Origin of the sequence: Streptomyces sp. NPDC026673 (genome assembly GCF_040638135.1) — a bacterium.
GTDB lineage: Bacteria > Actinomycetota > Actinomycetes > Streptomycetales > Streptomycetaceae > Actinacidiphila.
On record NZ_JBEZXR010000005.1, the window covers coordinates 14,981 to 40,103 of the forward strand.

The 25,123-nt window shown below is 71.4% G+C and carries 19 protein-coding genes; 18 read left to right on the plus strand and 1 reads right to left on the minus strand.

The features are described 5' to 3' along the window. Nucleotides 1-59: 59 nt before the first annotated feature. Entirely contained in the window at nucleotides 60-1,571 is a 1,512-nt protein-coding gene (locus AB0F62_RS05650; protein ID WP_361792525.1) for a DUF885 family protein, read from the minus strand. A gap of 324 nt (nucleotides 1,572-1,895) precedes the next feature. On the opposite strand from AB0F62_RS05650, the gene AB0F62_RS05655 reads away from it, so the two are divergent. From AB0F62_RS05655 to AB0F62_RS05740, 18 genes are all read left to right on the plus strand, one after another. Continuing rightward, nucleotides 1,896-2,888, plus strand: a complete 993-nt coding sequence (locus AB0F62_RS05655) for an ABC transporter permease (RefSeq protein ID WP_361792527.1) — start codon at nucleotides 1,896-1,898, stop codon at nucleotides 2,886-2,888. A 102-nt stretch (nucleotides 2,889-2,990) separates the two neighbouring features. Continuing rightward, the gene (locus AB0F62_RS05660) at nucleotides 2,991-4,769 is read left to right on the plus strand and encodes an ABC transporter substrate-binding protein (RefSeq protein ID WP_361792529.1); all 1,779 of its coding nucleotides are present in this window, start codon (nucleotides 2,991-2,993) and stop codon (nucleotides 4,767-4,769) included. Nucleotides 4,770-4,894: 125 nt separating this feature from the next. Then, nucleotides 4,895-5,893, plus strand: a complete 999-nt coding sequence (locus tag AB0F62_RS05665) for an ABC transporter permease (RefSeq protein WP_361792531.1) — start codon at nucleotides 4,895-4,897, stop codon at nucleotides 5,891-5,893. Then, a complete protein-coding gene (locus AB0F62_RS05670) occupies nucleotides 5,890-7,005 on the plus strand; it encodes an ABC transporter ATP-binding protein (RefSeq protein WP_361792533.1) in 1,116 nt (371 codons plus the stop codon). Before AB0F62_RS05665 ends, AB0F62_RS05670 begins: the two co-directional genes overlap by 4 nt. Before the next feature lie 11 nt (nucleotides 7,006-7,016). After that, nucleotides 7,017-8,075 (plus strand): dipeptide ABC transporter ATP-binding protein, encoded by a 1,059-nt coding sequence (locus tag AB0F62_RS05675; protein WP_361792535.1) that lies wholly within the window; start codon nucleotides 7,017-7,019, stop codon nucleotides 8,073-8,075. A gap of 25 nt (nucleotides 8,076-8,100) precedes the next feature. Next, complete coding sequence (locus tag AB0F62_RS05680; RefSeq protein WP_361792537.1) at nucleotides 8,101-8,766, plus strand: trimeric intracellular cation channel family protein; 666 nt, start codon at nucleotides 8,101-8,103, stop codon at nucleotides 8,764-8,766. Nucleotides 8,767-8,869: 103 nt separating this feature from the next. After that, nucleotides 8,870-10,039, plus strand: a complete 1,170-nt coding sequence (locus AB0F62_RS05685) for a cysteine desulfurase family protein (protein ID WP_361792539.1) — start codon at nucleotides 8,870-8,872, stop codon at nucleotides 10,037-10,039. A 612-nt stretch (nucleotides 10,040-10,651) separates the two neighbouring features. Then, on the plus strand, nucleotides 10,652-11,815 hold the full coding sequence (mnmA, locus tag AB0F62_RS05690) for a tRNA 2-thiouridine(34) synthase MnmA (RefSeq protein ID WP_361792541.1): 1,164 nt from the start codon (nucleotides 10,652-10,654) through the stop codon (nucleotides 11,813-11,815). A 125-nt stretch (nucleotides 11,816-11,940) separates the two neighbouring features. After that, nucleotides 11,941-12,480 (plus strand): TIGR00730 family Rossman fold protein, encoded by a 540-nt coding sequence (locus AB0F62_RS05695; RefSeq protein WP_361792543.1) that lies wholly within the window; start codon nucleotides 11,941-11,943, stop codon nucleotides 12,478-12,480. A gap of 26 nt (nucleotides 12,481-12,506) precedes the next feature. Beyond that, nucleotides 12,507-13,196 carry an SDR family oxidoreductase gene (locus AB0F62_RS05700; protein WP_361792545.1) on the plus strand — a complete coding sequence of 230 codons (690 nt, stop codon included), beginning with the start codon at nucleotides 12,507-12,509 and terminating at the stop codon, nucleotides 13,194-13,196. 26 nt (nucleotides 13,197-13,222) lie between these two features. Then, nucleotides 13,223-14,254 carry a methionine synthase gene (locus tag AB0F62_RS05705; protein WP_361792547.1) on the plus strand — a complete coding sequence of 344 codons (1,032 nt, stop codon included), beginning with the start codon at nucleotides 13,223-13,225 and terminating at the stop codon, nucleotides 14,252-14,254. A gap of 28 nt (nucleotides 14,255-14,282) precedes the next feature. Next, nucleotides 14,283-16,511 carry an NAD-dependent DNA ligase LigA gene (gene ligA, locus AB0F62_RS05710; protein WP_361792549.1) on the plus strand — a complete coding sequence of 743 codons (2,229 nt, stop codon included), beginning with the start codon at nucleotides 14,283-14,285 and terminating at the stop codon, nucleotides 16,509-16,511. 215 nt (nucleotides 16,512-16,726) lie between these two features. Beyond that, nucleotides 16,727-18,835 (plus strand): bifunctional diguanylate cyclase/phosphodiesterase, encoded by a 2,109-nt coding sequence (locus tag AB0F62_RS05715; RefSeq protein ID WP_361792551.1) that lies wholly within the window; start codon nucleotides 16,727-16,729, stop codon nucleotides 18,833-18,835. Nucleotides 18,836-19,124: 289 nt separating this feature from the next. Beyond that, the gene (gatC, locus tag AB0F62_RS05720) at nucleotides 19,125-19,421 is read left to right on the plus strand and encodes an Asp-tRNA(Asn)/Glu-tRNA(Gln) amidotransferase subunit GatC (protein WP_326572306.1); all 297 of its coding nucleotides are present in this window, start codon (nucleotides 19,125-19,127) and stop codon (nucleotides 19,419-19,421) included. A gap of 5 nt (nucleotides 19,422-19,426) precedes the next feature. Further along, a complete protein-coding gene (gene gatA, locus AB0F62_RS05725; protein WP_361792553.1) occupies nucleotides 19,427-20,920 on the plus strand; it encodes an Asp-tRNA(Asn)/Glu-tRNA(Gln) amidotransferase subunit GatA in 1,494 nt (497 codons plus the stop codon). Then, the gene (locus AB0F62_RS05730) at nucleotides 20,917-21,156 is read left to right on the plus strand and encodes a hypothetical protein (protein WP_361792555.1); all 240 of its coding nucleotides are present in this window, start codon (nucleotides 20,917-20,919) and stop codon (nucleotides 21,154-21,156) included. The genes gatA and AB0F62_RS05730 overlap by 4 nt, the downstream gene beginning before the upstream one ends. Nucleotides 21,157-21,181: 25 nt before the next feature. After that, nucleotides 21,182-22,690, plus strand: a complete 1,509-nt coding sequence (gene gatB, locus AB0F62_RS05735; RefSeq protein ID WP_361792557.1) for an Asp-tRNA(Asn)/Glu-tRNA(Gln) amidotransferase subunit GatB — start codon at nucleotides 21,182-21,184, stop codon at nucleotides 22,688-22,690. A 226-nt stretch (nucleotides 22,691-22,916) separates the two neighbouring features. Further along, nucleotides 22,917-25,115: an MMPL family transporter gene (locus AB0F62_RS05740; RefSeq protein WP_361792559.1), complete on the plus strand. Its 2,199-nt coding sequence runs from the start codon at nucleotides 22,917-22,919 to the stop codon at nucleotides 25,113-25,115. Nucleotides 25,116-25,123: the final 8 nt, after the last annotated feature.

Sequence of the window (25,123 nt, forward strand, 5' to 3'; positions counted from 1 at the left end):
CGGGCGGCCCCGCACCGCCTGCCTCGAGGCGTGCCTTGGGGCACCCCTCGGGCCACGCCTCACAGGGCCGCGTCGATCAGCCCCAGCGGCGGGCTGCCCAACTCCAGCAGCGCCCCGTGGAACCGCTGCAGCGAGAACGCGGGACCCCAGGCGCGGCGGGCGCGCTCGCGGAGCCGCATGATCTCCAACTTGCCCCAGGTGTAGCGGCCGTACGCCGCGTCGAAGGTGCCGCGCCGGGCCTCCGAGGCCGCGCCGGCCCGCGCGAGGTGGGCGTCCCGCATGAACCGCTGTGTGGCCTCCTCCAGCGTCATCGCACCCGTGTGCAGCCCGATGGCGCACGCGAGCCGGGTGACGCGTACCAGCGCCTCCAGGGCCACGCCGATGGCGAAGCGCGGGTCGCGGGCCCGGAAGCCCTCCTCGAGGCAGACCTCCTCGACGTAGTGCGCCCAGCCCTCGCAGAAGGACAGCGAGTGCAGGACGCGCCGTACCTGCGTCGGTGCGTGCCGCAATGCCCGTCCGTGGGCGAAATGCCCCGGCGCCACCTCGTGGACGGTGATCGCCGGCAGGCTGGTGCGGCTGAAGACCGAGAGCCACTCCTCGCGTTCGTCCTCCGGCCAGTCCGGCTCCGGTGGGGTGACGTGGTACCAGGAGGCGGAGTCGGCCTCCTCCGGGGCCGCCCAGGTCATCATCGCCATGGACCAGCGGCGCGACGGCGGAGCCGGGCCCACCAGGCAGTCGCCGTCGAGCCAGGGTGCGAGACCGTGCTGCCGGCTGAAGTCGATGACCTCCTCCGTGAGCCGGGCGGCCTCCGGGATCACCCCGTCCGCGTCCGGGTGGTCGGCGAGCAGCCGCGGGATGAGCTCGTCGAGGGGGGCCGCCGGGTCCAGCCGCCGGCAGGACTCCGTGAGCAGTGCGGTGAGCCGGTCCCGTTCCCGCTCGGCCTCGTCGGCGAGGGCCGAGAGGTCCACCCGCATGCCCTCCTGACTGCCCATCAGCAGTGCCAGGGCCTCGCCGCCGAGGCGGGGATCGGGGTCCCCGGTCTCGGCGGCGCGGGCGATGTGGTCGACCAGCCGGGCGTGCGCGGCGAGCGCGGGCCCCGCCTCGGGCTCCCGCTCCGGGTCGAGGTCCGCGGCCAGGCCGCGGACCGCCCCAAGGAGTGCGCCGGCGACCGGAGCGCTCACCCGGTCGAGCGACGTGATGGCCGCGTCGACGGCGTCCGGCCACTGCTGGAGGTGGCGCCTGCGGGCCTCCGCCAGCTCCTCCCGGGGCGCGTACTCGCGGTCATAGGCGGTGAGTTCGAGGTTGGACAAATGCGGATACGGGTCGCGCCGGTGCAGCTCCAGCTCACCGTACTGGATCTTGAGGGTGTCCTCGAACACCGACAAATGCCGCTCGTCGTGGGGGTCGGAAAGGGGCGCTTCGCGCAGTCGGGCGTGGGCGAGCGAGGACAGGCCGCGGCGGACCCCGTCGGGCGACAGGTCCTGCACCTGACCGTCGTACTCGTGAAGTCCCGCCATCTCCCTGACCACGGGGACCATCAGGTCGCACACCGAGCGGAGCCGATCATTCATGGCATCGACGGTAGCGACTCCCGTTGCGTCCCGGCGATCTGTCAACGCGCGTAACACTGCGGTAATAACGGACGAAGGCTCACCACATCACGGTTGCGCATCGCTTCCCTGTGGGGTCTGGCGCGTGATCGACGCCCCATGAAGACTCGCGCTCCAAGGCACGCTCTCACCGGGCCTTAACGAACCATCACAAGCCAAACACACAGCCCAGCGCCACCGCACCACCATCAAGAGCTGCGCCCGACATGGTCGGTCCGCTCCGTCGACCCGGGCGGACGGCCAGGCGAAGCCGGCCACCGCCGGCAGGGGGATGCACGAGGAGACATGACAGCACCGCTGCACGACACCGCTGAGACGGCCGTCGCCGACGTCGCCGCCGAGATACCCGCGAAGGCGATCGAGGGGCGTTCGCCCGGGCGTATCGCATGGATGCGCCTCAAGCGCGACAAAGTGGCGCTGGCGGGCGGCGCGATCGTCGTCCTCCTCATCCTGGTCGCGATCTTCGCCCCCCTGATCGTCAAGCTGCTGGGGCACCCGCCGAACGAGCTCCACGAGGACCAGATCGACCCGCTGTTCGGCACGCCGCTCGGGAAGTGGGGCGGCATCAACTCCGACTTCCTCTTCGGTGTTGAGCCCGTCAACGGCCGCGACGTCTTCAGCCGGGTCGTCTACGGCGCGCAGATCTCGCTCCTGGTCGCCTTCCTCTCCGCCTTCGTGGCGGTGGCACTCGGCACCGTTCTGGGCATCATGGCCGGCTACTTCGGCGGCTGGGTCGACGCCGCGATCAGCCGGGTCATGGACCTCCTCCTGGCCTTCCCCCAGCTGCTCTTCATCATCGCCCTGATCTCCGTGGTCCCGAACTCCATGTGGGGATTCGAGGGGACCGGCGTGCGGATCGGCGTGCTGGTGGTGGTCATCGGCTTCTTCGGCTGGCCGTACATCGGGCGCATCGTCCGCGGCCAGACCCTCAGCCTCCGCGAGCGCGAGTACGTGGACGCGGCCCGCAGCCTGGGCGCCGGCCGCGCCTACATCCTCTTCCGCGAGCTGCTGCCCAACCTCATCGCGCCGATCACCGTCTACTCGACGCTGATGATCCCGACGAACGTCCTCACCGAGGCCGCCCTGAGCTTCCTGGGCGTCGGCGTCAAGCCGCCCACCCCCTCGTGGGGCGAGATGCTCTCGACCGCGGTCCGCACCTACGAGGACGACCCGATCTTCATGCTCATCCCGGGCCTGGCGATCTTCATCACCGTTCTGGCCTTCAACCTCTTCGGCGACGGCGTGCGTGACGCGCTCGACCCGAAGGGCAATCGCTGAAACCCACCAGTACCGCCCCTGCCGCAATGTGTCAGGAGGCTATCCCCAGACGGCACCGCGGCTGAGCGCCGCGGGCCGCGAATCACGGAGGTTGCGAGAAAAGTGACATCCCAGCGCTCAACGAAGCGAAGGCTGGCCGTAGGGACGGGCCTGGTGGTCGCGACCCTGCTGTCCACCGCCGCGTGCGGCGGCGGCGGTGGCAAGTCCGACGACGACGGTGCCGCCAAGGCCGCGGGCTTCAACGCCGCTCTCAAGGGAGTCGCCAACGCCTCGGACAAGAAGGGCGGCACCCTGAAGTACATCGGCACGCAGGACGCCGACTTCTGGGACCCCACGCGCGGTTACTACGGCTTCATGTGGGACTTCTCCCGCTACTACGCCCGTCAGCTGGTGACCTACGCTCCCAAGCCGGGTGCCGGCAGCACCGAGCTCGTTCCCGACCTGGCCACCTCCACCGGTGAAGTCTCCGCCGACGGCAAGACCTACACCTTCAAGCTGAAGGACGGCATCACCTGGGAGGACGGATCCGAGATCACCTCCAAGGACATCAAGTACGGCATCGAGCGCATATGGGCGCAGGATGTCCTGTCCGGTGGTCCGATCTACCTCCAGCAGGTGCTCGACCCCAAGGGTGAGTACAAGGGTCCCTACAAGGACACCACCCCGGACAAGCTGGGTCTGAAGGCGATCGAGACGCCCGACGACAAGACCATCGTCTTCAAGCTGCCCAAGGCCAACGGTGACTTCCTGCAGATGCTGGCGCTGCCCAGCGGCTCGCCGGTGAAGGCGTCGATGGACACCAAGGCGAAGTACACGCTGAAGCCGTTCTCCTCGGGCCCGTACAAGTTCAAGTCGTACACCCCGAACAAGTCCATGACCCTGGTCCGCAACGACGAGTGGAAGCAGTCCTCGGACGAGGTCCGCAAGGCGCTGCCGAACGAGATCACCGTCACGTTCACCACGAACGCGGACGACATGGACAAGCGCCTGATGAAGGGCGACTACGACCTCGACATCAACGCCACGGGCATCGGCCAGGCCGCCCGCTCCGAGGCGCTGAAGCAGCACAAGGACAACCTGGACAACGGTCAGACCGGCTTCATCCGCTACGCGGTCTTCCCGCAGACGGTCAAGCCGTTCGACAACATCCACTGCCGCAAGGCCGCCATCTACGCGGCCGACCACAAGTCCCTGCAGACCGCCCGCGGCGGCCCGCAGGCCGGTGGTGACATCGCCCCGAACATGCTCCCGCTGAGCATCAAGGGCGCGGACGGCAAGTACGACCCGTACGGTCTGCTCACCGACACCACGGGCAACCTGGACAAGGCCAAGGAAGAGCTGAAGGCCTGCGGCAAGCCGACCGGCTTCAAGACCGTCATCGCGGTCCGCAACAACAAGCCCGTCGAGGTCGCGACCGCCGTCTCCCTGCAGGCGTCCCTGAAGCGGGTCGGCATCGAGGCCGACATCGACCAGTTCGACGGCGCCCAGACCTCCGGCATCATCGGTGCCCCGAAGGTGGTCAAGCAGAAGGGCTACGGCATCATCATCATGGGCTGGGGCGCGGACTTCCCGTCCGGGCAGGGCTTCTCCCAGCCGCTGGTGGACGGTCGCTTCATCCTGGAGAGCGGCAACAACAACTTCTCCGAGCTGAACGACCCCGAGGTCAACAAGCTGTTCGACCAGGCGATCGCCGAGACCGACCCGGTCAAGGCCGGCGAGATCTACAAGCAGATGAACCAGAAGGTCTCCGAGGCCGCCGTCTACCTGCCCTTCGTCTACGACAAGACGATCACCTGGCGCAGCAGCCGGCTCACCAACGCGTACGTCGCGGACGCCTACAACGGCCGCTACGACTACGTGAACCTCGGCGTCGTCAAGTAAACCCGTACCGACAAGAGTTCGAGTGCCACACCCGCTAGGCACGAAGGGCAGGTGATGGCCGCGTGCGGCGGCCCGGGGACCCCCCACCCGAAGGGGTCCCCGGGTCGTCCGCCGGGCCGAGCGCAGTGCTTGCATATCTGATCCGGCGACTGTTCGCTGTCGTCGTCATGCTGCTGGTCATCTCATTGGTGACCTTCGGGATCTTCTTCCTGTTCCCCAAGCTGACCGGGACGGACCCCGCCACCTATTTCGTCGGCAAGCAGTCCGACCCCGCGTCCATCGAGGGCATCAGGCAGAAGATGGGTCTGGCAGACCCCATCCTCGTCCAGTACGGAAAGTTCGTGCTGGGTCTGGTGGCCGGGCGTGACTACGCCAACGGCGGTGACGTCACGCACTGCGCGGCACCCTGCTTCGGCTACTCCTTCAAGACCGAGCAGGAGGTGTGGCCGCTGCTGATGGACTGGTTCCCGGTCACCCTCTCGCTCGCGGCCGGCGCCGTGGTCCTGTGGGTCCTCGGCGGTCTCGCCACCGGCGTCGTCTCCGCGCTCAAGCGCGGCAGCGTCTGGGACCGTTCGGCCATGGGCATCGCCCTCGCCGGCGTCTCGCTCCCGGTCTACTTCACCGGTGTCCTCTCCCTCGCGATCTTCGTGTACGGACTCAACTGGATCGACGGCCAGTACGTCGACTTCTCCGAGAGCCCGACGAAGTGGTTCGGCGGACTGATCCTGCCCTGGATCACGCTCGCCTTCCTCTACGCGGCCATGTACGCGCGGCTCACCCGCGCCACCATGCTCGAGGTGCTGGGCGAGGACTACATCCGCACCGCGCGGGCCAAGGGCCTGCGCGAACCGGTGGTCATCGGCAAGCACGCCATGCGCTCCACGATGACCCCCATCCTGACCATCCTCGGCATGGACCTCGGCGCCCTCTTCGGCGGCGCGGTCCTCACCGAGAGCACGTTCAACCTGCACGGCCTCGGCTACAACGCGGTGAAGGCGATCAGCGACCACGACCTGCCGGTGATCCTCGGCGTCACCCTGCTCGCCGCCTTCTTCGTGGTCTTCGCCAACCTGGTGGTGGACCTGCTGTACGCCGTCGTCGACCCGCGAGTGAGGCTCTCATGACGGACCTCCCCATCCAGAAGACCGACTCCGCGGCGGAGTCCGCGCCGAACGAGCCGGTCTCCGGGACGTCGCAGAAGCCCACGGCGTTCCTCGAGGTGCGCGACCTCAAGGTGCACTTCCCGACCGACGACGGCCTGGTGAAGTCCGTCGACGGCCTGTCCTTCTCGCTGGAGAAGGGCAAGACCCTCGGCATCGTCGGGGAGTCCGGCTCCGGCAAGTCCGTCACGTCCCTCGCCATCATGGGCCTGCACCGGGCCGGCCAGTACGGCCGGAGCAAGGCGCGGATGTCCGGCGAGATCTGGCTGGACGGCAAGGAACTGGTCTCGGCCGACCCGGACGAGGTGCGGCGGCTCCGCGGCAAGGACGTCGCGATGATCTTCCAGGACCCGCTGTCCGCGATGCACCCCTACTTCACCATCGGCGCGCAGATCGTCGAGGCGTACCGGGTGCACCACGACGTGTCCAAGGCCGTCGCCCGCAAGCGCGCGGTCGAGATGCTCGACCGGGTCGGCATCCCGCAGCCCGACAAGCGCGTCGACGACTACCCGCACCAGTTCTCGGGCGGCATGCGGCAGCGCGCGATGATCGCGATGGCGCTGTCCAACAACCCCGACCTGCTCATCGCGGACGAGCCGACCACCGCGCTCGACGTGACCGTGCAGGCGCAGATCCTGGACCTCATCCGGGACCTGCAGAAGGAGTTCGGTTCGGCCGTCATCATCATCACCCACGACCTGGGCGTCGTCGCCGAACTGGCCGACGACATCCTGGTGATGTACGGCGGCCGCTGCATCGAGCGCGGCCGGGCCGACAAGGTCTTCTACGAGCCGCAGCACCCCTACACCTGGGGCCTGCTGGGCTCGATGCCCCGCCTGGACCGCGAGCGCACCGAGCGGCTCAACCCCGTCAAGGGATCGCCGCCCAGCCTCATCAACGTGCCGTCCGGCTGCGCCTTCCACCCGCGCTGCCCGTACGCGGAGCTCACCGGCGGCGCCAGCAAGACCGTCGTACCGGAGCTGCGCGAGGCGGGCGGCGGTCACCACGCCGCGTGCCACCTGAGCACGGCGGACCGGGAGCGCATCTGGACCGAAGAGATTGCGCCGAAGCTGTGAAAGGCCAGGAGATGACGATCCCCCAGCAGACGACCGCCGACGGGTCGGATGCGCTGCTCAAGGTGAGCGGCCTGGTCAAGCACTTCCCGATCACCAAGGGTCTGCTGCGCCGTCAGGTCGGCGCGGTCAAGGCGGTCGACGGCATCGACTTCCATGTGCGTCCCGGGGAGACCCTGGGCGTGGTCGGCGAGTCCGGCTGCGGCAAGTCGACCATGGGCCGGCTGATCACCCGGCTGATGGAGCCGACCGGCGGCACGATCGAGTTCGAGGGCCAGGACATCACGCACCTGGGCACCGCGGGCATGCGCCCGCTCCGCCGCGACGTGCAGATGATCTTCCAGGACCCGTACTCCTCGCTCAACCCGCGGCACACGGTCGGCTCGATCGTCAGCGCGCCCTTCAAGCTGCAGAAGGTGCAGACGGAGAGCGGCATCAAGAAGGAGGTGCAGAACCTCCTGGAGCTGGTCGGCCTCAACCCCGAGCACTACAACCGCTATCCGCACGAGTTCTCCGGCGGCCAGCGGCAGCGCATCGGCATCGCCCGGGCCTTGGCGCTCAAGCCCAAGCTCGTGGTGGCGGACGAGCCGGTGTCGGCGCTGGACGTCTCCATCCAGGCCCAGGTGGTCAACCTCCTGGACGACCTGCAGAGCGAGCTCGGCCTGACGTACGTGATCATCGCGCACGACCTGTCGGTCATCCGGCACGTGTCGGACCGCATCGCGGTGATGTACCTCGGCAAGATCGTGGAGATCGCCGACCGCGAGTCCCTCTACACCAAGCCGATGCACCCGTACACCAACGCGCTGCTCTCCGCGGTGCCGGTGCCGGACCCGAAGCGGCGTGCCAAGCGCGAGCGGATCCTGCTGACCGGCGACGTCCCGTCGCCGATCGCGCCTCCGCCGGGCTGCCGCTTCCACACCCGCTGCTGGAAGGCGACCGAGGTCTGCAAGACCACGGAGCCCCCGCTGGCCACCCTGGCCACCGGGCACCAGGTGGCCTGCCACCACCCGGAGAACACCGGCGGCGACTCCGACGGCGGCACGGCCGTGAAGACGGCCGCAAAGGAGTAGTCCCGCGCCCGGCACAATGAGGCCGGTGCAAACCGAACTGTTCAGCCACTCCGTCCAGCATGTGCTCGACCTCGTCGGAATCTTCGTCTTCGCGATCTCCGGCGCGCTGCTCGCCGTACGCAAGAACTACGACGTCTTCGGCATGGCGGTGCTCGCAGAGGTCACCGCGCTGGGCGGAGGGCTGATCAGGGATCTGATCATCGGGGCGGTCCCGCCGGCCGCCTTCACGGACCTCGGCTACTTCCTGACCCCGCTGATCGCCACCGTGGTGGTCTTCTTCCTGCACCCCCAGGTCGAGCGGATCAACAGCGCCATCAGCGTCTTCGACGCCGCCGGCCTCGGCCTCTTCTGCGTCGCCGGCACCACCAAGGCCTACGACTACGGCCTCAACCTCACCGCCTCCGCCACGCTGGGGCTCGCCACCGCCGTCGGCGGCGGTGTGCTGCGCGACCTGCTCGGCAACGAGGCGCCCTCCCTGCTGCGCTGGGACCGCGATCTGTACGCGGTGCCGGCGATCGCCGGGGCCGGCATCGTCGTGGTGCTCATCAAGTTCCAGGCCCTGACCACGGGCACCGGGGTCCTCGCCGTCATCACGGCCTTCGTCCTGCGGCTGCTGGCCATGCGCTACCACTGGCGCGCGCCGCGCGCCTGGCACCGGCGCACCACCGCGGCGGAGGATCTCCAGCTCTGAAGGGACCGGGACGGCCCCGCGAGCGCCCCGGGGCCGCCCCGCGCACGGCGCGAGGCCCTGGGGGACGGGACGGAGCGGCGGCGCCCGTAGAATCACGCTCATCATGGCCTACCTCGACCACGCCGCCACGACCCCGATGCTGCCGGAAGCCGTCGAGGCGATGACCGCGCACCTCGCCGTCACCGGCAACGCCTCGTCCCTCCACGCGGCCGGCCGCCGGGCCAGGCGCACGGTGGAGGAGTCCAGGGAGTCCCTGGCCGCGGCGCTCGGCGCCCGCCCCAGCGAGATCGTCTTCACCGGCGGCGGCACCGAGGCCGACAACCTCGCGGTCAAGGGCCTGTACTGGGCCCGCCGCGACGCCGACCCCCGCCGCAACCGGGTCCTCGCCAGCCCCGTGGAGCACCACGCCGTCCTGGACGCCGTCGACTGGCTCGCCGAGCACGAGGGCGCCCGGGTCGAATGGCTCCCGGTCGACGCGTACGGGCGGGTCCACCCCGAGGCCCTGCGCGAGGCCATCGCCCGCGACCCCGGCGATGTGGCCCTCGCCACGGTGATGTGGGCCAACAACGAGGTCGGCACCGTCATGCCGATCGCGGAACTCAGCGCGGTGGCACGGGAGTTCGAGGTACCGCTGCACTCCGACGCGGTGCAGGCCCTGGGCCAGGCCGAGGTCGACTTCGCGGCTTCCGGGCTCGACGCCATGACCGTCACCGGGCACAAGGTCGGCGGCCCTTACGGGGTCGGGGCGCTGGTGCTGCGGCGCGAGATCGGGCCGGTCCCGATCCTGCACGGCGGCGGCCAGGAGCGCGGCGTACGCTCCGGCACGCTGGACGTCCCCGCGGTGGCCGCCTTCGCCGTCGCCGGCGCGCTCGCCGCCGAACGGCACGAGGACTTCGCGCGCGAGATCGGCGCCCTGCGCGACGACCTGGTCACCCGGGTCCGCGCGGCCGTCCCCGAGGCCATCCTCAACGGCGACCCGGCCCCCGGAGGCCGCCTCCCCGCCAGCGCCCACTTCTCCTTCCCCGGGTGCGAGGGGGACTCCCTGCTGATGCTGCTCGACGCCCAGGGCATCGAGTGCTCCACCGGTTCCGCGTGCACCGCCGGCGTCCCCCAGCCGAGCCACGTCCTGCTCGCCATGGGCGCCGACCCCGACCTCGCCCGGGGCTCCCTGCGGTTCTCCCTCGGCCACACCTCCACGGCGGAGGACGTCGAGGTCCTCGGCGAGGCGATCGGCCCCGCCGTCGCCCGTGCCCGCAGCGCCGGCCTGATGTAGCCCCCGCGGCCACGCGCGGGCGCGCTGGCGGGTCCGGGTGCCTCCTGTGGGCGTTGGCGGTCCGCCCCGCGTCCACCCAACGCTCGACGGCAACGGGCGGGCGGGTGGGCGACAGCCCGCCGCAGGCGCAGTGGTCCCGCACGCGCCCACGCACCCGCGCTCGCGACGACCGGCCCGGCGAGGGGAACCGCGCTCGCGGCGACTTGCCCCGTGAGGGGCGCAGCGGTCCCGCTCCCGCCCACGCACCCGCGCTCGCGACGACCGGCCCGGCGAGCGGCACCGTACTCGCGGCGACTTGCCCCGTGAGGGGCGCAGCGGTCCCGCTCCCGCCCACGCACCCGCGCTCGCGACGACCGGCCCGGCGAGGGGCACCGTACTCGCGGCGACTTGCCCCGTGAGGGGCGCCGCGGTCCCGTACCTGCTCAGGTACCCGCACGACGGGCCGCCCGGCGAGGGGCACCGTACTCGCGGCGACTTGCCCCGTGAGGGGCGCAGCGGGCCCGCACCCGCCCACGCACCCGCACGCACGACGCGCCGCCCCGCGAGGCGAACCGCACTCGCGACGACCGGCCCCGCGGGACACCCCGGGCGCACCGTACTCTTGGAGGCGCTATGACTGACTTCCCCGGTGCACCCACAGGCCCTGGCGACGGCCGTCGCCTCCGCGTGCTCGCCGCGATGAGCGGTGGCGTCGACTCGGCCGTGGCGGCCGCCCGCGCCGCCGAAGCGGGGCACGACGTCACGGGCGTGCACCTCGCCCTCTCCGCGAACCCGCAGTCGTTCCGCACCGGGGCCCGCGGCTGCTGCACGATCGAGGACAGCCACGACGCCCGCCGCGCCGCCGACGTGATCGGCATCCCCTTCTACATCTGGGATCTGGCCGACCGCTTCCGCGCGGACGTCGTGGACGACTTCGTCGCTGAGTACGCGGCCGGGCGGACGCCGAACCCCTGCCTGCGCTGCAACGAGAAGATCAAGTTCGCCGCGCTGCTCGACAAGGCGATCGCCCTCGGCTTCGACGCCGTGTGCACCGGCCACTACGCCACCGTCGTGGTGAACCCCGACGGCACCCGCGAACTGCACCGCGCCTCCGACGCGGCCAAGGACCAGTCGTACGTGCTCGGCGTCCTCGACGAGCGGCAGCTGGCGCACGCCATGTTCCCGCTCGGGGACACGCTCACCACCAAGGACGAGATCCGGGCCGAGGCGGCCCGGCGCGGCCTGTCCGTGGCGAAGAAGCCGGACAGCCACGACATCTGCTTCATCGCCGACGGCGACACGCAGGGCTTCCTCGAGCAGCGCCTCGGCACCGCCGAGGGCGACATCCTCGACGAGGACGGCAACCGCCTGGGCTCCCACTCCGGCGCGTACGGGTACACCGTCGGCCAGCGCAAGGGCCTGCGCCTGGGCGTGCCCGCCGCGGACGGCAAGCCGCGCTATGTGCTCGACATCTCGCCGGTGAACAACACGGTGACCGTCGGTCCGGCCGAGGCCCTGGACGTCACGGCGCTGACCGCCATTCGCCCGCGCTGGTGCGGCACCGCGCCCGACGGCGCCGGGGAGCGCGCGTACACCGCGCAGCTGCGCGCGCACGGCGACGACGTGCCCGTCACCGCCGAACTGGTCGGCGGCGAGCTGCACGTCCGCTTCACCGGCGGAGCCGTCCGCGGTGTCGCGCCCGGCCAGGCGGTCGTGCTGTACGACGGCACCCGCGTCGTCGGCTCGGCGACGATCGCCACGACCGAGCGCGCCGGCCGCGTGTCGGCGAGCGCCTGAGCGCCCGACGGCGAATACCCGGCCGGCGAGCGCCTGACCGGCCCCGTTCCGCGGTACGGCGGCGTCCACGGCGCGTGCGGTATCCCCGGCGCGGGGCCGCGGCCCCGTACGGAAGACTGGCCCGTATGAACATCTGCGTCTTCCTCTCCGCCGCCGACCTCGAGCCCCGCTACACCGAACCCGCCCGCCAGTTCGCCGAGTTGATCGGCAAGGGCGGCCACACCCTGGTGTGGGGCGGCTCGGACGTGGGCCTGATGAAGGTCATGGCGGACGGGGTGCAGGAGCACGGCGGGCGCCTGGTCGGGGTCTCGGTGGAGTTCCTGGCGGCCAAGGCCCGCAAGGGCGCCGACGAGATGGTGATCGCGGCCGACCTCGCCGAGCGCAAGGCGGAGCTGCTGGCCCGCGCGGACGCCGTCGTGGTCATGGTGGGCGGCACCGGCACCCTGGACGAGGCGACCGAGATCCTGGAGCTGAAGAAGCACGGGCTGCACACCAAGCCAGTCGTCCTGCTCAACACGGCGGGCTTCTACGACGGGCTCAGGGAGCAGTTCCGGCGGATGGACGAGGAGGGCTTCCTGCCGCTGCCCCTCGCCGAGCTGGTGTTCTTCGCCGAGGACGGCGCCTCGGCGCTGGCCTACCTGGAGGAGAACGCCGGCATCGTCTGAGCCGGAGGGGATGGCAGCATGGCCCCATGTCGATTCACCTGATCACCGGCGCGGGCTCCGGCATCGGCGCCGTCGTGGCGCAGCGCCTCCTCGACCGTGGCGACGAACTGTGGCTGCTGGCCCGCAACGCCGGACGCGCCAAGGAGCTGGCCGACCGCTTCCCGGGCGCGCACACCCTCGTCGGGGACCTCGCGGAGCCGGAGCGCCTGTCCTGGGCGCTGGGCCACCAGACGCCGCCGGACCGGCTGGACTCCCTGCTGCACATCGCGGGCGTCGTGGACCTGGGGCAGGTCGGCGAACTGACCCCGAAGACCTGGAACCGGACGCTGGCCGCCAACCTCGTCGCCCCCGCCGAGCTGACCCGTCTGGTCCTGCCCCAACTGCGGCTCTCCCGCGGTCATGTGGTCTTCGTCAACTCCGGCGCCGGGCTCAACGCGCACGCCGAGTGGGGCGCCTACGCGGCCAGCAAGCACGGCCTCAAGGCGCTCGCCGACTCCCTGCGCCAGGAGGAGCACGGCAACGGGGTGCGGGTCACCTCCGTCTATCCCGGCCGCACCGCGACACCGATGCAGGCCAAGGTGCACCAGCAGGAGGGCAAGGCGTACGACCCCGCGCGCTGGATCACGCCCGAGTCGGTGGCCACGGCGATTCTGACGGCGATCGACCTGCCCCGGGACGCCGAGATCAACGACCTGACGATCCGGCCGGGAGCCTGACCGGCGCGCCGTCGTAGGCTGCACCGGTGAGTACGGACGGTACCGAAGCGAATTTCCGGCTGCCCGCGGGGGCGGCCACCGGTGTGGGGTCCATGCCGGGCGGTGACGCGCGCGAGGCGGCGCGGACGGCGACGGGGGCGCTGGAGGCGCTGCCGTTCCTGCCGGAACTGCCCGCGCGCGGGCCCGGCGCCGACATGATCGGCCGCACGCTCGGCATGCTTGTCGAGCTGTACGCGCGGGTCGAGCCCAGCGGGTGGCGGTTCGGCGACCGGCCGGGCCGCGACACCCGCCGGGCCAGGGCCTGGCTGGGGGAGGACCTGGACGCCCTGGAGGAGTTCACCCAGGGCTACGAGGGCCCGCTGAAGATCCAGGCGGTCGGGCCGTGGACGCTCGCGGCCTCGGTCGAGCTCAAGAACGGGGAGGCGGCGCTCTCCGACCCCGGCGCCTGCCGCGACCTGGCCGCCTCGCTCGGCGAGGGACTGCGGCTGCACCTGGAGGACGTCCGCCGGCGGATCCCGGGTGCGAGGCCCGTGCTGCAACTGGACGAGCCCTCGCTCACCGCCGTGCTCCAGGGCCGGGTCAGGACCGCCAGCGGCTACCGCACGCACCGCGCGGTGGACCGGGGTGTCGTCGAGGGCGCGCTGCGGGACGTCATGGCGGCCGTGGGCGGTGTGGGGGGCGTGCCGGTGATCGCGCACTCCTGCGCGCCGGAGGTGCCCTTCGCACTGCTGCGGCGGGCCGGGGTGGCGGGCGTGTCGTTCGATTTCTCGCTGCTCACGGAACGTGACTGGGACGCCTTCGGTGAGGCGGCCGAGGCGGGAACCGCGCTCTTCACGGGTGTCGTCCCGGGCACTGACGCCCCATTGTCGGACCCTGCCGGTAGCGTCAGTGGTGTTCGGGCGCTGTGGCGCAGGCTGGGGCTGTCCCCGGGGGATCTGGGCACCTCCGTGGCGGTGACCCCCGCCTGCGGTCTGGCGGGGGCCTCGCCGGCCTATGCCCGTGCCGCTCTCGTGCACTGCGCGAAGGCGGCACGCTCGCTCGTCGACAACCCTGAGTGAGGCCCGAGCAGGCCCGAGTGAAGCCTGAGTGAGGAAGGACGAGTACGTGGACACCTCCGCGATCCCCGAGGGCGCAAGGAACGAGGACGTGCCGGCCGAGGCGCGCGAGCTGCACGCGTCCCTGGCCGAACAGGTCGAGGAGCACCGCTTCCGCTACTACGTCAAGGACCAGCCGGTCATCAGCGACTCCGACTTCGACAGGCTGCTGCGCCGGCTGGAGGCGCTGGAGGACGAGCACCCCTCGCTGCGTACACCGGACTCGCCGACCCAGAAGGTCGCGGGCGCGTATGCGACGGGGTTCACCTCCGTCGAGCACCGCGAGCGCATGCTCTCCCTCGACAACGCCTTCACCGAGGAGGAGCTGAACGCCTGGGCCGAACGCCTCGCCGGGGAGCTGGGCCCCCCGGCGGGCGAGGGCGGCACCTACCACTTCCTGTGCGAGCTGAAGGTGGACGGCCTCGCCGTCAACCTCACGTACGAGAACGGCCGTCTGGTGCGCGGCGCCACACGCGGTGACGGCCGCACCGGCGAGGACATCACCCCCAACGTCCGCACGATCGCCGAGATCCCGGACCGGCTGGCGGGGAAGCGCGTCCCGGCCCTGGTCGAGATCCGCGGCGAGGTCTTCTTCCCCATGGAGAAGTTCGAGGAGCTCAACGCCCGCCTGGTCGAGGCCGGCGACAAGCCCTTCGCCAACCCGCGCAACGCCGCCGCCGGCTCCCTGCGCCAGAAGGACCCCCGGGTCACCGCGAGCCGTCCGCTGCACATGGTGGTGCACGGCATCGGGGCCCGAGAGGGCTTCACCATCGACTGCCAGTCCCACGCCTACGAGCTGCTGCACGAGTGGGGTCTGCCGACCACCCGGTACGCCCGCGTGGTCGGCACGCTCGCCGAGGTCAAGGAGGCCATCGCCTACTACGGCGAGCACCGCCACGACGTCGAGCACGAGATCGACGGCATCGTCGTCAAGGTGGACGAGATCCCGCTGCAGGGCCGGCTCGGCTCCACCGCCCGCGCGCCGCGCTGGGCCATCGCGTGGAAGTACGCGCCGGAGGAGGTCAACACCAAGCTGGTCGACATCCGGGTCGGGGTCGGGCGCACGGGCCGGGTGACCCCGTACGCGGTGGTCGAGCCGGTCACGGTGGCCGGCTCCGAGGTCGAGTTCGCCACCCTGCACAACCAGGACGTGGTCAAGGCCAAGGGCGTGCTGATCGGCGACACCGTCGTGCTGCGCAAGGCCGGTGACGTCATCCCGGAGATCCTCGGCCCGGTCGTGGACCTGCGGGACGGCGGCGAGCGCGAGTTCGTCATGCCCGCGCAGTGCCCCGAGTGCGGCACCCCGCTGCGGCCGATGAAGGAGGGCGACATCGACCTCCGCTGCCCGAACGCGCGCTCCTGCCCGGCGCAGCTGCGGGAACGGCTGTTCTATCTGGCCGGTCGCAAGTGCCTGGACATCGAGAACTTCGGCTACGTCGCCGCGGCCGCGCTGACCCGGCCGCTGGAGCCCGCCGACCCTCCGCTGCGCGACGAGGGCGACCTGTTCGATCTCACGCCGGAGGAGCTGCTGCCCATCCGCGCCCATGTCCTCGACCAGAACAGCGGCCTGCCCAAACGCGACCCGGAGACCGGCGAGGAGAAGGTCGTCTCGGTCTTCGCCAACCAGCAGGGCGAGCTGAAGAAGAACGCCGTGGCCATGCTGGAGAACATCCAGAAGGCCAAGGAGCAGCCGCTCGCCCGGATCATCGCCGGTCTGTCGATCCGTCACGTCGGCCCCGTCGCCGCCGAGGCGCTCGCCCGCGAGTTCCGCGACCTGGAGGCCATCTTCGCCGCCGACGAGGAGCGCCTGGCCGGCGTCGACGGCGTCGGCGGCATCATCGCCGCCTCCCTCAAGCAGTGGTACGAGGAGGAGTGGCACCGCGAGATCCTGCGCAAGTGGAAGGCGGCCGGGGTCCGTTTCACCGAGGAGGGTTCCGAGGAGGGACCGCGTCCGCTGGAGGGCCTCACCGTCGTCGTCACCGGCACCCTCGCCACCCACACCCGGGACGGCGCGAAGGAGGCGCTCGTGAGCCGCGGGGCCAAGGTCACCGGTTCGGTCTCCAAGAAGACCGACTTCGTGGTCGTCGGCGACAGCCCGGGCTCCAAGTACGACAAGGCGGTGCAGCTGAAGGTGCCCATCCTGGACGAGGACGGCTTCGCCGTCCTGCTGGAACAGGGCGCCGACGCGGCGCGGGGGGCCGCCGTGAACCCCGAGAGCTGACTGCCCATCATCACCCTTTCGGCCCATAACGGAACGATCCGGGAGGGTGGGATGCATTCGGGCAACAGCAGCCGATCGGTGCCCGTGACAGCCTTTCGCGGCCTACTGTTGAGAGGCGCGCCTTCCGGGCATAGGCCCTCCAGCAGCCCGGCGGTCAATGCCGCGGGCAAGGGCGTGTGGTGGAACGGCACACGCGGCTGCGAGAGGGTACGGGCATGGAACCGACGGACAGCGCCGGACCGGCGCAGCGCCTGCTCGGGCCGGCCGCGCCGGTGCTGCCCGCGGCGGCACTCAGGTACGCCGTCGTGGGGGCGGCCGCGGCGGCCCTGGTCGTGGGCGTCGTCCGGATACTCGTGGACGGCAACGCCTTCTTCCCCGGCGGTGACGTCGGCTGGGCGTTCGCGGTGCTCACCGGCATCATCGTCGGCCACCTGGTCGCCATGGGCCGGGACCGCTGGTGGGGCGGCACCGGCTCCGGAGCCGCCCTGACCCTGGCGATGCTGCTGCTCTACGGCTGGGTGCCCGCGGTGCTGGTCAGCCTGGCCGTCGTCGTGCTGGTCGGCGCGGCCCGCCGGCACCGCTGGCGGGAGGCGCTGCTGCACGGCGCCGTGGACATCCTCGGCATCGGCGCGGCCTCTCTCGCGCTGTCCGCCTTCGGCAACCACCCGTCCGTCGAACAGCCCTGGCAACCCGCCACTTGGGGGATGGCCGCCATCCCCGCGGTCCTCGCCGCCGCACTCGGTTACCTGGCTGCGACCCGTACGCTCCTGTGGTATGCGATCGTGCCGCGCGCCGGGGCGCTGCCCACCGTGGCCCGCACCGCCCTCATACGCCAGGGCTTCGTCGGCGTCGCACTCCTCGGCATCTCCCCGCTGATCATCATCGTCGCGGCCGATCTGCCCCTGCTGCTGCCGCTGTTCGCCGTGCCCCTGATCGCGCTCGACTCCACGCTCTGGATCGCCCACGCCCGCGCCGAGGAGCAACTGCGCGACCCGCTCACCGGACTGCCCAATCGTCAGTGGCTGCTTGAGCGCACCTGGACCGCGCTCGACGACGCCGCCCGCAGCGGCGAGCGGGCCGCCCTGGTCCTGATCGACCTCGACAAGTTCCGCTCCGTCAACGACACCCTCGGCCACATGGCCGGCGACCGGCTGCTGCTGCAGATCGCCGACCGCCTGCGACTCGCCCTGCCGCGGGGCGCCGAGGTCGCCCGGCTCGGCGGCGACGAGTTCGCCGTCCTGCTCCCCACCTGCGACTCGCCGACCCGTGCCCAGCGCATCGCCAGGGCCCTGGTCGCCGCGCTGAGTTCGCCGTTGAGTCTCGACGGCCTGACCCTGGTCCTCGAGGCCAGCGCCGGGGTGGCCGTCTTCCCCGATCACGCCGACGACGCCGAGGGCCTGCTGCGCCGCGCCGACGTCGCGATGTACCAGGCGAAACGCGACCGCAGCGGGGTCGAGGTCTACGAGTCCTCCCGCGACGGCAACACCCCCGACCGCCTCGGCCTGCTCGGCGATCTGCGCCGGGCCCTGGACCGCGGCGAGGTCGAGCTGCACTACCAGCCGAAGGTCCGGTTCGACGGTCAGGTCGCCGGCCTGGAGGCGCTCGTCCGCTGGGTGCACCCCGAGCGGGGCCGGGTGAGCCCGGAGGAGTTCATCGCCATCGCGGAGACCTCGGGACTGATGCCGCAGCTCACCGAGTACGTGCTGGAGACCGCCCTCGGGCAGGTCGCGCGCTGGCGGGCGATGGGTCTGGACGTCCCCGTGGCGGTCAACGTCTCCCCGCGCGACGTCCACTCGCCCGGCTTCGCCGGAGCCGTCGCGGCGCGGCTGGCCCGGCACGGGGTCCCGCCGGGGGCGCTGCAGCTGGAGATCACCGAGCATGTGCTGCTGGAGGACCCGCAGCGCGCCGCCGACACGATGGCCGGGTTGACCGGACACGGGGTGAAGATGTCGCTGGACGACTTCGGCACCGGCTACTCCTCACTGGTGCATCTGCGGCGGCTGCCGGTCAGCGAGCTGAAGATCGACCGCTCGTTCGTCGCGCGGCTGTCCGTCGACGCCGAGGACGCGGAGATCGTGCGCTGCACGGTCGACCTCGCCCACTCGCTCGGCCTCCTCGTCGTCGCGGAGGGCGTCGAGGACGACGAAACGTGGGAGCGTCTGCGGGACCTCGGCTGCGACGCGATCCAGGGCTGGCTCGTCGCCGCCGCGATGCCCCCGGAGGAGACCACGGCCTGGCTGCGGCTGCGCGGCCGGGCGGGATGGCGCCGCCCGGCGGAGCTGGAGGCCGCCAAGGAGCGGGCCGCCGTGCCCGACGCGCAGTAACGTTTGGGGGCCCCCGACCTGCGGAGCCCGCTCCACCGGGCGCCCCGTCGGACCCGGCCGGTTGCGCCGGTGTGCCCCGCCCGGTGCGGCGCGCGGCGGCGGGAATCGGGACCGTCCGAGCGCCCGGCGGCCACGTGCGCGCCCCACCGGCCCCACCCACCCCGGCACCTCCCGCACCCGCCGCCGGCACCTCCCGGCGGCGCGAAGCGCAAACCGTTTCGCCCCCGGGGCGCCCGCGCCCATAGGATTGGGCGCGAAAAGACCAAACTCACCCCCAGAGGATCGCTGCATGCCAGGCATCACGCGCGAGGAGGTCGCCCACCTCGGCCGGCTGTCGCGTCTCGAGCTGAAGGACGAAGAGCTCGACCACTTCGCCGGACAGCTCGACGCCATCATCGGCGCGGTCGCCCGCGTCTCCGAGGTGGCCGGCGAGGACGTACCGCCGACCTCCCACCCGCTGCCGCTGACCAATGTCATGCGCCTTGACGAGGTCAGGCCCAGCCTGACCCCGGCGGAGGCGCTGTCCGGCGCCCCCGCCCAGGAGCAGCAGCGCTTCAAGGTGCCGCAGATCCTGGGGGAGGACTGATCACGATGACCGATCTGACCAGGCTCACCGCCGCGGAGACCGCGGCCGCCGTCGCTTCCGGCCAGACCTCCGCCGTCGAGGTCGCCAAGGCCCACCTGGACCGCATCGCGGCCGTCGACGAGAAGGTCCACGCCTTCCTGCACGTCGACACCGAGGGCGCCCTGAAGGCGGCCAAGGCCGTCGACGACAAGCGCGCCGCCGGCGAGAAGCTCGGCCCCCTCGCGGGCGTCCCGCTGGCGCTGAAGGACATCTTCACCACCAAGGGCGTCCCGACGACGGTCGGCTCCAAGATCCTCGAAGGCTGGATCCCGCCGTACGACGCGACGCTGACCGCCCGCCTCAAGCAGGCCGGCATCGTCATCCTCGGCAAGACCAACATGGACGAGTTCGCCATGGGGTCCTCCACCGAGAACAGCGCCTACGGCCCGACCGGGAACCCGTGGGACCTCACCCGCATCCCCGGCGGCTCCGGCGGCGGCTCCTCCGCCGCCCTCGCCTCCTTCCAGGCCCCGCTCGCCATCGGCACCGACACCGGCGGCTCCATCCGCCAGCCGGCCTCCGTGACCGGCACGGTCGGCGTCAAGCCGACCTACGGCGGTGTCTCCCGCTACGGCATGGTGGCCTTCAGCTCCTCCCTGGACCAGGGCGGCCCCTGCGCCCGCACGGTGCTCGACGCGGCGCTGCTGCACGAGGTCATCGCGGGCTACGACCCGATGGACTCCACCTCCATCAACGCGCCGGTCCCGCCGGTCGTGGAGGCCGCGCGCAACGCCGACGTCAAGGGCCTGCGGGTCGGCGTCGTCAAGGAGTTCGCGGGCGAGGGCTACCAGGCCGGCGTCATGGAGCGGTTCAACGAGTCCGTCGAGCTGCTGCGCGAGCTCGGCGCCGAGGTCGTCGAGCTCTCCTGCCCGTCCTTCGAGTACGCGCTCGCCGCGTACTACCTCATCGCGCCCTCCGAGTGCTCGTCCAACCTCGCCCGCTTCGACGGCCTGCGCTACGGCCTGCGGGTCGGCGACGACGGCACCCGCAGCGCCGAGGACGTCACCGCGCTCACCCGCGAGGCCGGCTTCGGCCCCGAGGTCAAGCGCCGCATCATGCTCGGTACGTACGCGCTCAGCTCCGGCTACTACGACGCGTACTACGGCAGCGCCCAGAAGGTCCGCACCCTGATCTCCCGGGACTTCGAGCGCTCCTTCCAGCAGGTCGACGTGGTGATCTCGCCGACCACCCCGACCACCGCGTTCCCCATCGGCGAGCGCGTGGACGACCCCATGGCGATGTACCTCGCCGACCTGTGCACCATCCCGGCCAACCTGGCGGGCAACGCCGCCATGTCCGTGCCCTGCGGCCTCGCGCCCGAGGACGGGCTTCCGGTCGGTCTGCAGATCATCGCCCCGGCCATGGCCGACGACCGCCTCTACCGTGTCGGTGCGGCCGTCGAGGCGGCGTTCACCGCACGCTGGGGCCACCCGCTGCTGGAGGAGGCACCGATCCTGTGAGCAAGATCGAGAAGGCCAAGGGCTTCAAGAAGAGCAAGTCCGGCACCTACCTGTCGATCGGCACGACGCTCTTCGGCGCGGTCGGTGTGGCACGGCAGATGAAGCGGGGCCGCGCGGAGAGCGACACGCTGCTGCTGATCGACGCGGTCGTCAGCGCCGCGGCGATCGCCACCGGTGTCGCCCTGCTGCTCCGCCAGCTGCGCCGGCTCGGCGACGACGACGTGCTGTCATCCTGACGGGGAACTGAGAGGTATCAAGACTGTGACCGTCACGGACCTGGTGTCGTACGAGGACGCGCTCGCGTCCTATGACCCGGTGATGGGCCTCGAGGTCCACGTCGAGCTCGGCACCAAGACGAAGATGTTCTGCGGCTGCTCGACGGCGCTCGGCGCCGAGCCGAACAGCCAGGTGTGCCCGGTGTGCCTGGGGCTGCCCGGCGCGCTGCCGGCCGTCAACGCGACCGGCGTCGAATCCGCGATCAAGATCGGTCTCGCGCTGAACTGCGAGATCGCCGAGTGGTGCCGCTTCGCCCGGAAGAACTACTTCTATCCGGACATGCCGAAGAACTTCCAGACCTCCCAGTACGACGAGCCGATCGCCTTCAACGGCTACCTCGACGTGCAGCTGGAGGACGGCGAGGTCTTCCGCGTGGAGATCGAGCGCGCCCACATGGAGGAGGACACCGGCAAGTCCACGCACGTGGGCGGTGCCACCGGCCGCATCCACGGCGCGTCGCACTCGCTGCTGGACTACAACCGGGCCGGCATCCCGCTGATCGAGATCGTCACCAAGCCGATCGTGGGCGCCGGCGAGCGCGCGCCCGAGGTCGCCAAGGCGTACGTGACCGAGCTCCGCGAGCTGATCAAGGCGCTCGGCGTCTCCGAGGCCCGTATGGAGATGGGCCAGATGCGCTGCGACGTCAACCTGTCGCTGCGCCCCCTCGGCCGGGAGAAGTTCGGCACCCGCAGCGAGACCAAGAACGTCAACTCGCTGCGCAGCGTCGAGCGGGCCGTCCGCTTCGAGATCCAGCGGCACGCGGCCGTGCTCTCCTCGGGCGGCACGATCGTCCAGGAGACCCGGCACTTCCACGAGGACACCGGCTCCACCACCTCCGGTCGCATCAAGGAGGAGGCCGAGGACTACCGGTACTTCCCGGAGCCCGACCTCGTCCCCGTCGCCCCGGCCCGCGAGTGGGTCGAGGAGCTGCGGGCCGGCCTTCCCGAGCTGCCGCGGCTGCGCCGCAAGCGGCTGCAGGAAGGGTGGGGCATCTCCGACCACGAGATGCAGTCGGTGCTCAACGCCGGGGCGATCGACCCGATCGTCGCCACCATCGACGCCGGGGCCGACGCGGCCGCGGCCCGCAAGTGGTGGATGGGCGAGCTGGCCCGCCGCTCCAACGAGGACGGTGTGGAGCTGACCGCGCTGCCCATCACCCCGGCCCAGGTGGCCCGGGTGGCGGCGCTGGTGGCCGAGGGTTCGCTCAACGACAAGCTGGCCCGTCAGGTCATCGAGGGTGTGCTCGACGGCGAGGGCGAGCCGGACGAGGTCGTCGAGAAGCGCGGGCTCAAGGTCGTCTCGGACGAGGGTGCGCTCGGCGCCGCCGTCGACGAGGCCATCGCGGCCAACGCGGCCGTCGCGGACAAGATCCGGGGCGGCAACCTCGCGGCGGCGGGCGCGCTCATCGGTGCCGTCATGAAGATCACCCGCGGCCAGGCCGACGCCAAGCGCGTGCGCGAGCTGGTGCTGGAGAAGCTGGGCGTCCAGGGCTGATCAGGCCGGGACCGCAGGAGGGGACGGCTCCCCCGGGAGCCGTCCCTTCGGCGTTTCCGCAGGTCCGCGGCTTGTAAGGCAGAGATAAATTCCCCACGTGTTGTGTGATTCGGCGCACGAATCCGGCCAACGATCTCTTCTTCCTGGTTCAGTCGGAGACGTACGTGTTGTGTTCTTTGCGGGCTCTTCCTGGGCCTGAAAGATCCGCGCAACCCCAGGGAGAGCAATGGCTGCACTCGCCCGCTGGTGCCTCAACCGCCGTCTCGCCGTCGTCCTGCTCTGGCTCGTCGCCCTCCTCGGTCTGTCCACGGCCGCTCTGGTGGCCGGGTCCGCGTACTCCAACGACTACGACATCAAGGGCACCGACTCCAGCAAGGCCACCGCTCTGCTGAAGGAGGCGTTCCCGGATTCCGCCGGGGACAGCGACACGATCGTCTGGCACACCGACAGCGGCACGGTCGGCGTCGCGTCCGTGCGGGAGCGGCTGTCCGGCACGCTGGAGAAGGTCGCCGAACTCCCCGGGGTCACCTCGGTGACCAGCCCCTACACCACCGAGGGCGCGGGCCAGATCAGCCGGGACGGCCACACCGCCTACGCGACGGTCATGTTCGACAGGCCCTCGGAGGAACTGCACGCGGGCGAGGTGCGGAAGGTCGTCGACACGGCCAGGGCGGCCGCCGACGACAACACCCAGGTCGCCCTCGGGGGCAGCGCCATCGCCCTCACCGAGGGCGGCGGCGGGCACATGAGCGAGGTCGTGGGCGTGGCCGTGGCCGCCGTGGTGCTGCTGGTGGCGTTCGGCTCGCTGTTCGCGATGTTCATGCCGATCATCACCGCGCTGGTCAGCGTGGGCACCGCGTACATGGCGATCGAGCTGCTCGGCCATCTGATCAGGGTCGCCGACTTCGCGCCGATGCTCGGGCTGCTGATCGGCCTGGGCGTGGGCATCGACTACGCCCTGTTCATCGTCACCCGGCACCGCAGAGGGCTGAAGCAGGGCCTGCCGGTGCGGGAGGCCGCCGAGAAGGCGGTCGCCACGACCGGCAGGGCGGTGGTCTTCGCGGGCGGCACGGTCTGCGTGGCCCTGCTCGGCATGCTGATCCTGCGGCTGTCGTTCCTCAACGGCGTCGCGATCGCGGCCTCGCTCACCGTCATCCTGACCGTCGCCGCCTCGGTGACGCTGCTGCCCGCGCTGCTGGGCGCGATCGGGATGAAGGCGCTCAGCCGCCGGGAGCGGCGCCGGCTCGTGGAGCACGGGCCGTCGCCCGAGCTGCCCACCGGCTTCGCCGCCCGCTGGTCGGCCTTCGTCGAACGGCACCCCAAGGTCCTCGGCATGGTGGCCGCCGTCGTCATGGTCGTCCTCGCGCTGCCCACGACCGCCCTCCACCTGGGCGCCTCCGACCAGGGCAACGGCCCCGCCGGCAGCACCACCCGGCAGGCGTACGACATGCTCTCCGACAGCTTCGGGCCCGGCTTCAACGGTCCGCTGCAACTGGTCGCCAAGTCCGGCGACGCCGCCGACCGGGCGGCGCTGGAGCAGCTCACCGCCGTATTGGGGCGCACCGAAGGCGTCGCCGCGGTGCACATGGAGCAGGCCCGGCACGGCAGCGGCCTCGACGTCGTCGACGTCGTCCCCACCACCGCCCCGCAGGACCAGGCCACCGACCGGCTCGTCACCCACCTGCGCCAGGACGTCATCCCGGAGGCCACCGAGGGCACCTCCCTGGAGGTGTACGTCGGCGGTGTCACCGCGGGCTACGCGGACTTCGCCTCGGTGATCGTCGGGAAGCTGCCGCTCTTCGTGGGCTCCGTCATCGGCCTGGGCTGCCTCCTGCTGCTGCTCGCCTTCCGCAGCTTCGGCATCCCGCTCAAGGCCGCGGTCATGAACATCGCCGCCGTCGCCTCGTCCTTCGGCATCGTCGTCGCGATCTTCCAGTGGGGCTGGGGGAGCGAGCTGCTGGGGCTGGGGGCGGCCGGGCCGATCGAGCCCTTCCTGCCGGTGATCATGGTCTCGGTGCTCTTCGGGCTCTCCATGGACTACCAGGTCTTCCTCGTCAGCCGCATCTACGAGGAGTGGCGCGAGACCCGGGACAACCGCCGCGCGGTCCGGGTCGGCCTCGCCGAGACCAGCCGCGTGATCAACTCCGCCGCGGTCATCATGATCTCCGTCTTCCTGGCCTTCGTGCTCAGTGGCGACCGAGTGATCGCGATGTTCGGCATCGGCCTGGCGGCCGCCGTCGCGCTGGACGCCTTCGTGCTGCGGACGCTGCTCGTACCGGCGCTGATGCACATGCTGGGCGACTGGAACTGGTGGCTGCCCCGATGGCTGGAACGCCGGCTGCCGCGGATCTGCATCGAGGGGCCGGCCGAGACCGTGCCGGCCGCGGTGGACGAGCCCGGCTCTCAGACGGCTCTCAGAATCTGACCGTACGG

Coding starts and splice junctions, on each gene's coding strand:
- AB0F62_RS05650 (WP_361792525.1), bottom strand. CDS start 1,571: ATGAATGATCGGCTCCGCTCGGTGTGCGACCTGATGGTCCCCGTGGTC.
- AB0F62_RS05655 (WP_361792527.1), top strand. CDS start 1,896: ATGACAGCACCGCTGCACGACACCGCTGAGACGGCCGTCGCCGACGTC.
- AB0F62_RS05670 (WP_361792533.1), top strand. CDS start 5,890: ATGACGGACCTCCCCATCCAGAAGACCGACTCCGCGGCGGAGTCCGCG.
- AB0F62_RS05675 (WP_361792535.1), top strand. CDS start 7,017: ATGACGATCCCCCAGCAGACGACCGCCGACGGGTCGGATGCGCTGCTC.
- AB0F62_RS05685 (WP_361792539.1), top strand. CDS start 8,870: ATGGCCTACCTCGACCACGCCGCCACGACCCCGATGCTGCCGGAAGCC.
- mnmA (WP_361792541.1), top strand. CDS start 10,652: ATGACTGACTTCCCCGGTGCACCCACAGGCCCTGGCGACGGCCGTCGC.
- AB0F62_RS05695 (WP_361792543.1), top strand. CDS start 11,941: ATGAACATCTGCGTCTTCCTCTCCGCCGCCGACCTCGAGCCCCGCTAC.
- AB0F62_RS05700 (WP_361792545.1), top strand. CDS start 12,507: ATGTCGATTCACCTGATCACCGGCGCGGGCTCCGGCATCGGCGCCGTC.
- AB0F62_RS05715 (WP_361792551.1), top strand. CDS start 16,727: ATGGAACCGACGGACAGCGCCGGACCGGCGCAGCGCCTGCTCGGGCCG.
- gatC (WP_326572306.1), top strand. CDS start 19,125: ATGCCAGGCATCACGCGCGAGGAGGTCGCCCACCTCGGCCGGCTGTCG.
- gatA (WP_361792553.1), top strand. CDS start 19,427: ATGACCGATCTGACCAGGCTCACCGCCGCGGAGACCGCGGCCGCCGTC.
- AB0F62_RS05740 (WP_361792559.1), top strand. CDS start 22,917: ATGGCTGCACTCGCCCGCTGGTGCCTCAACCGCCGTCTCGCCGTCGTC.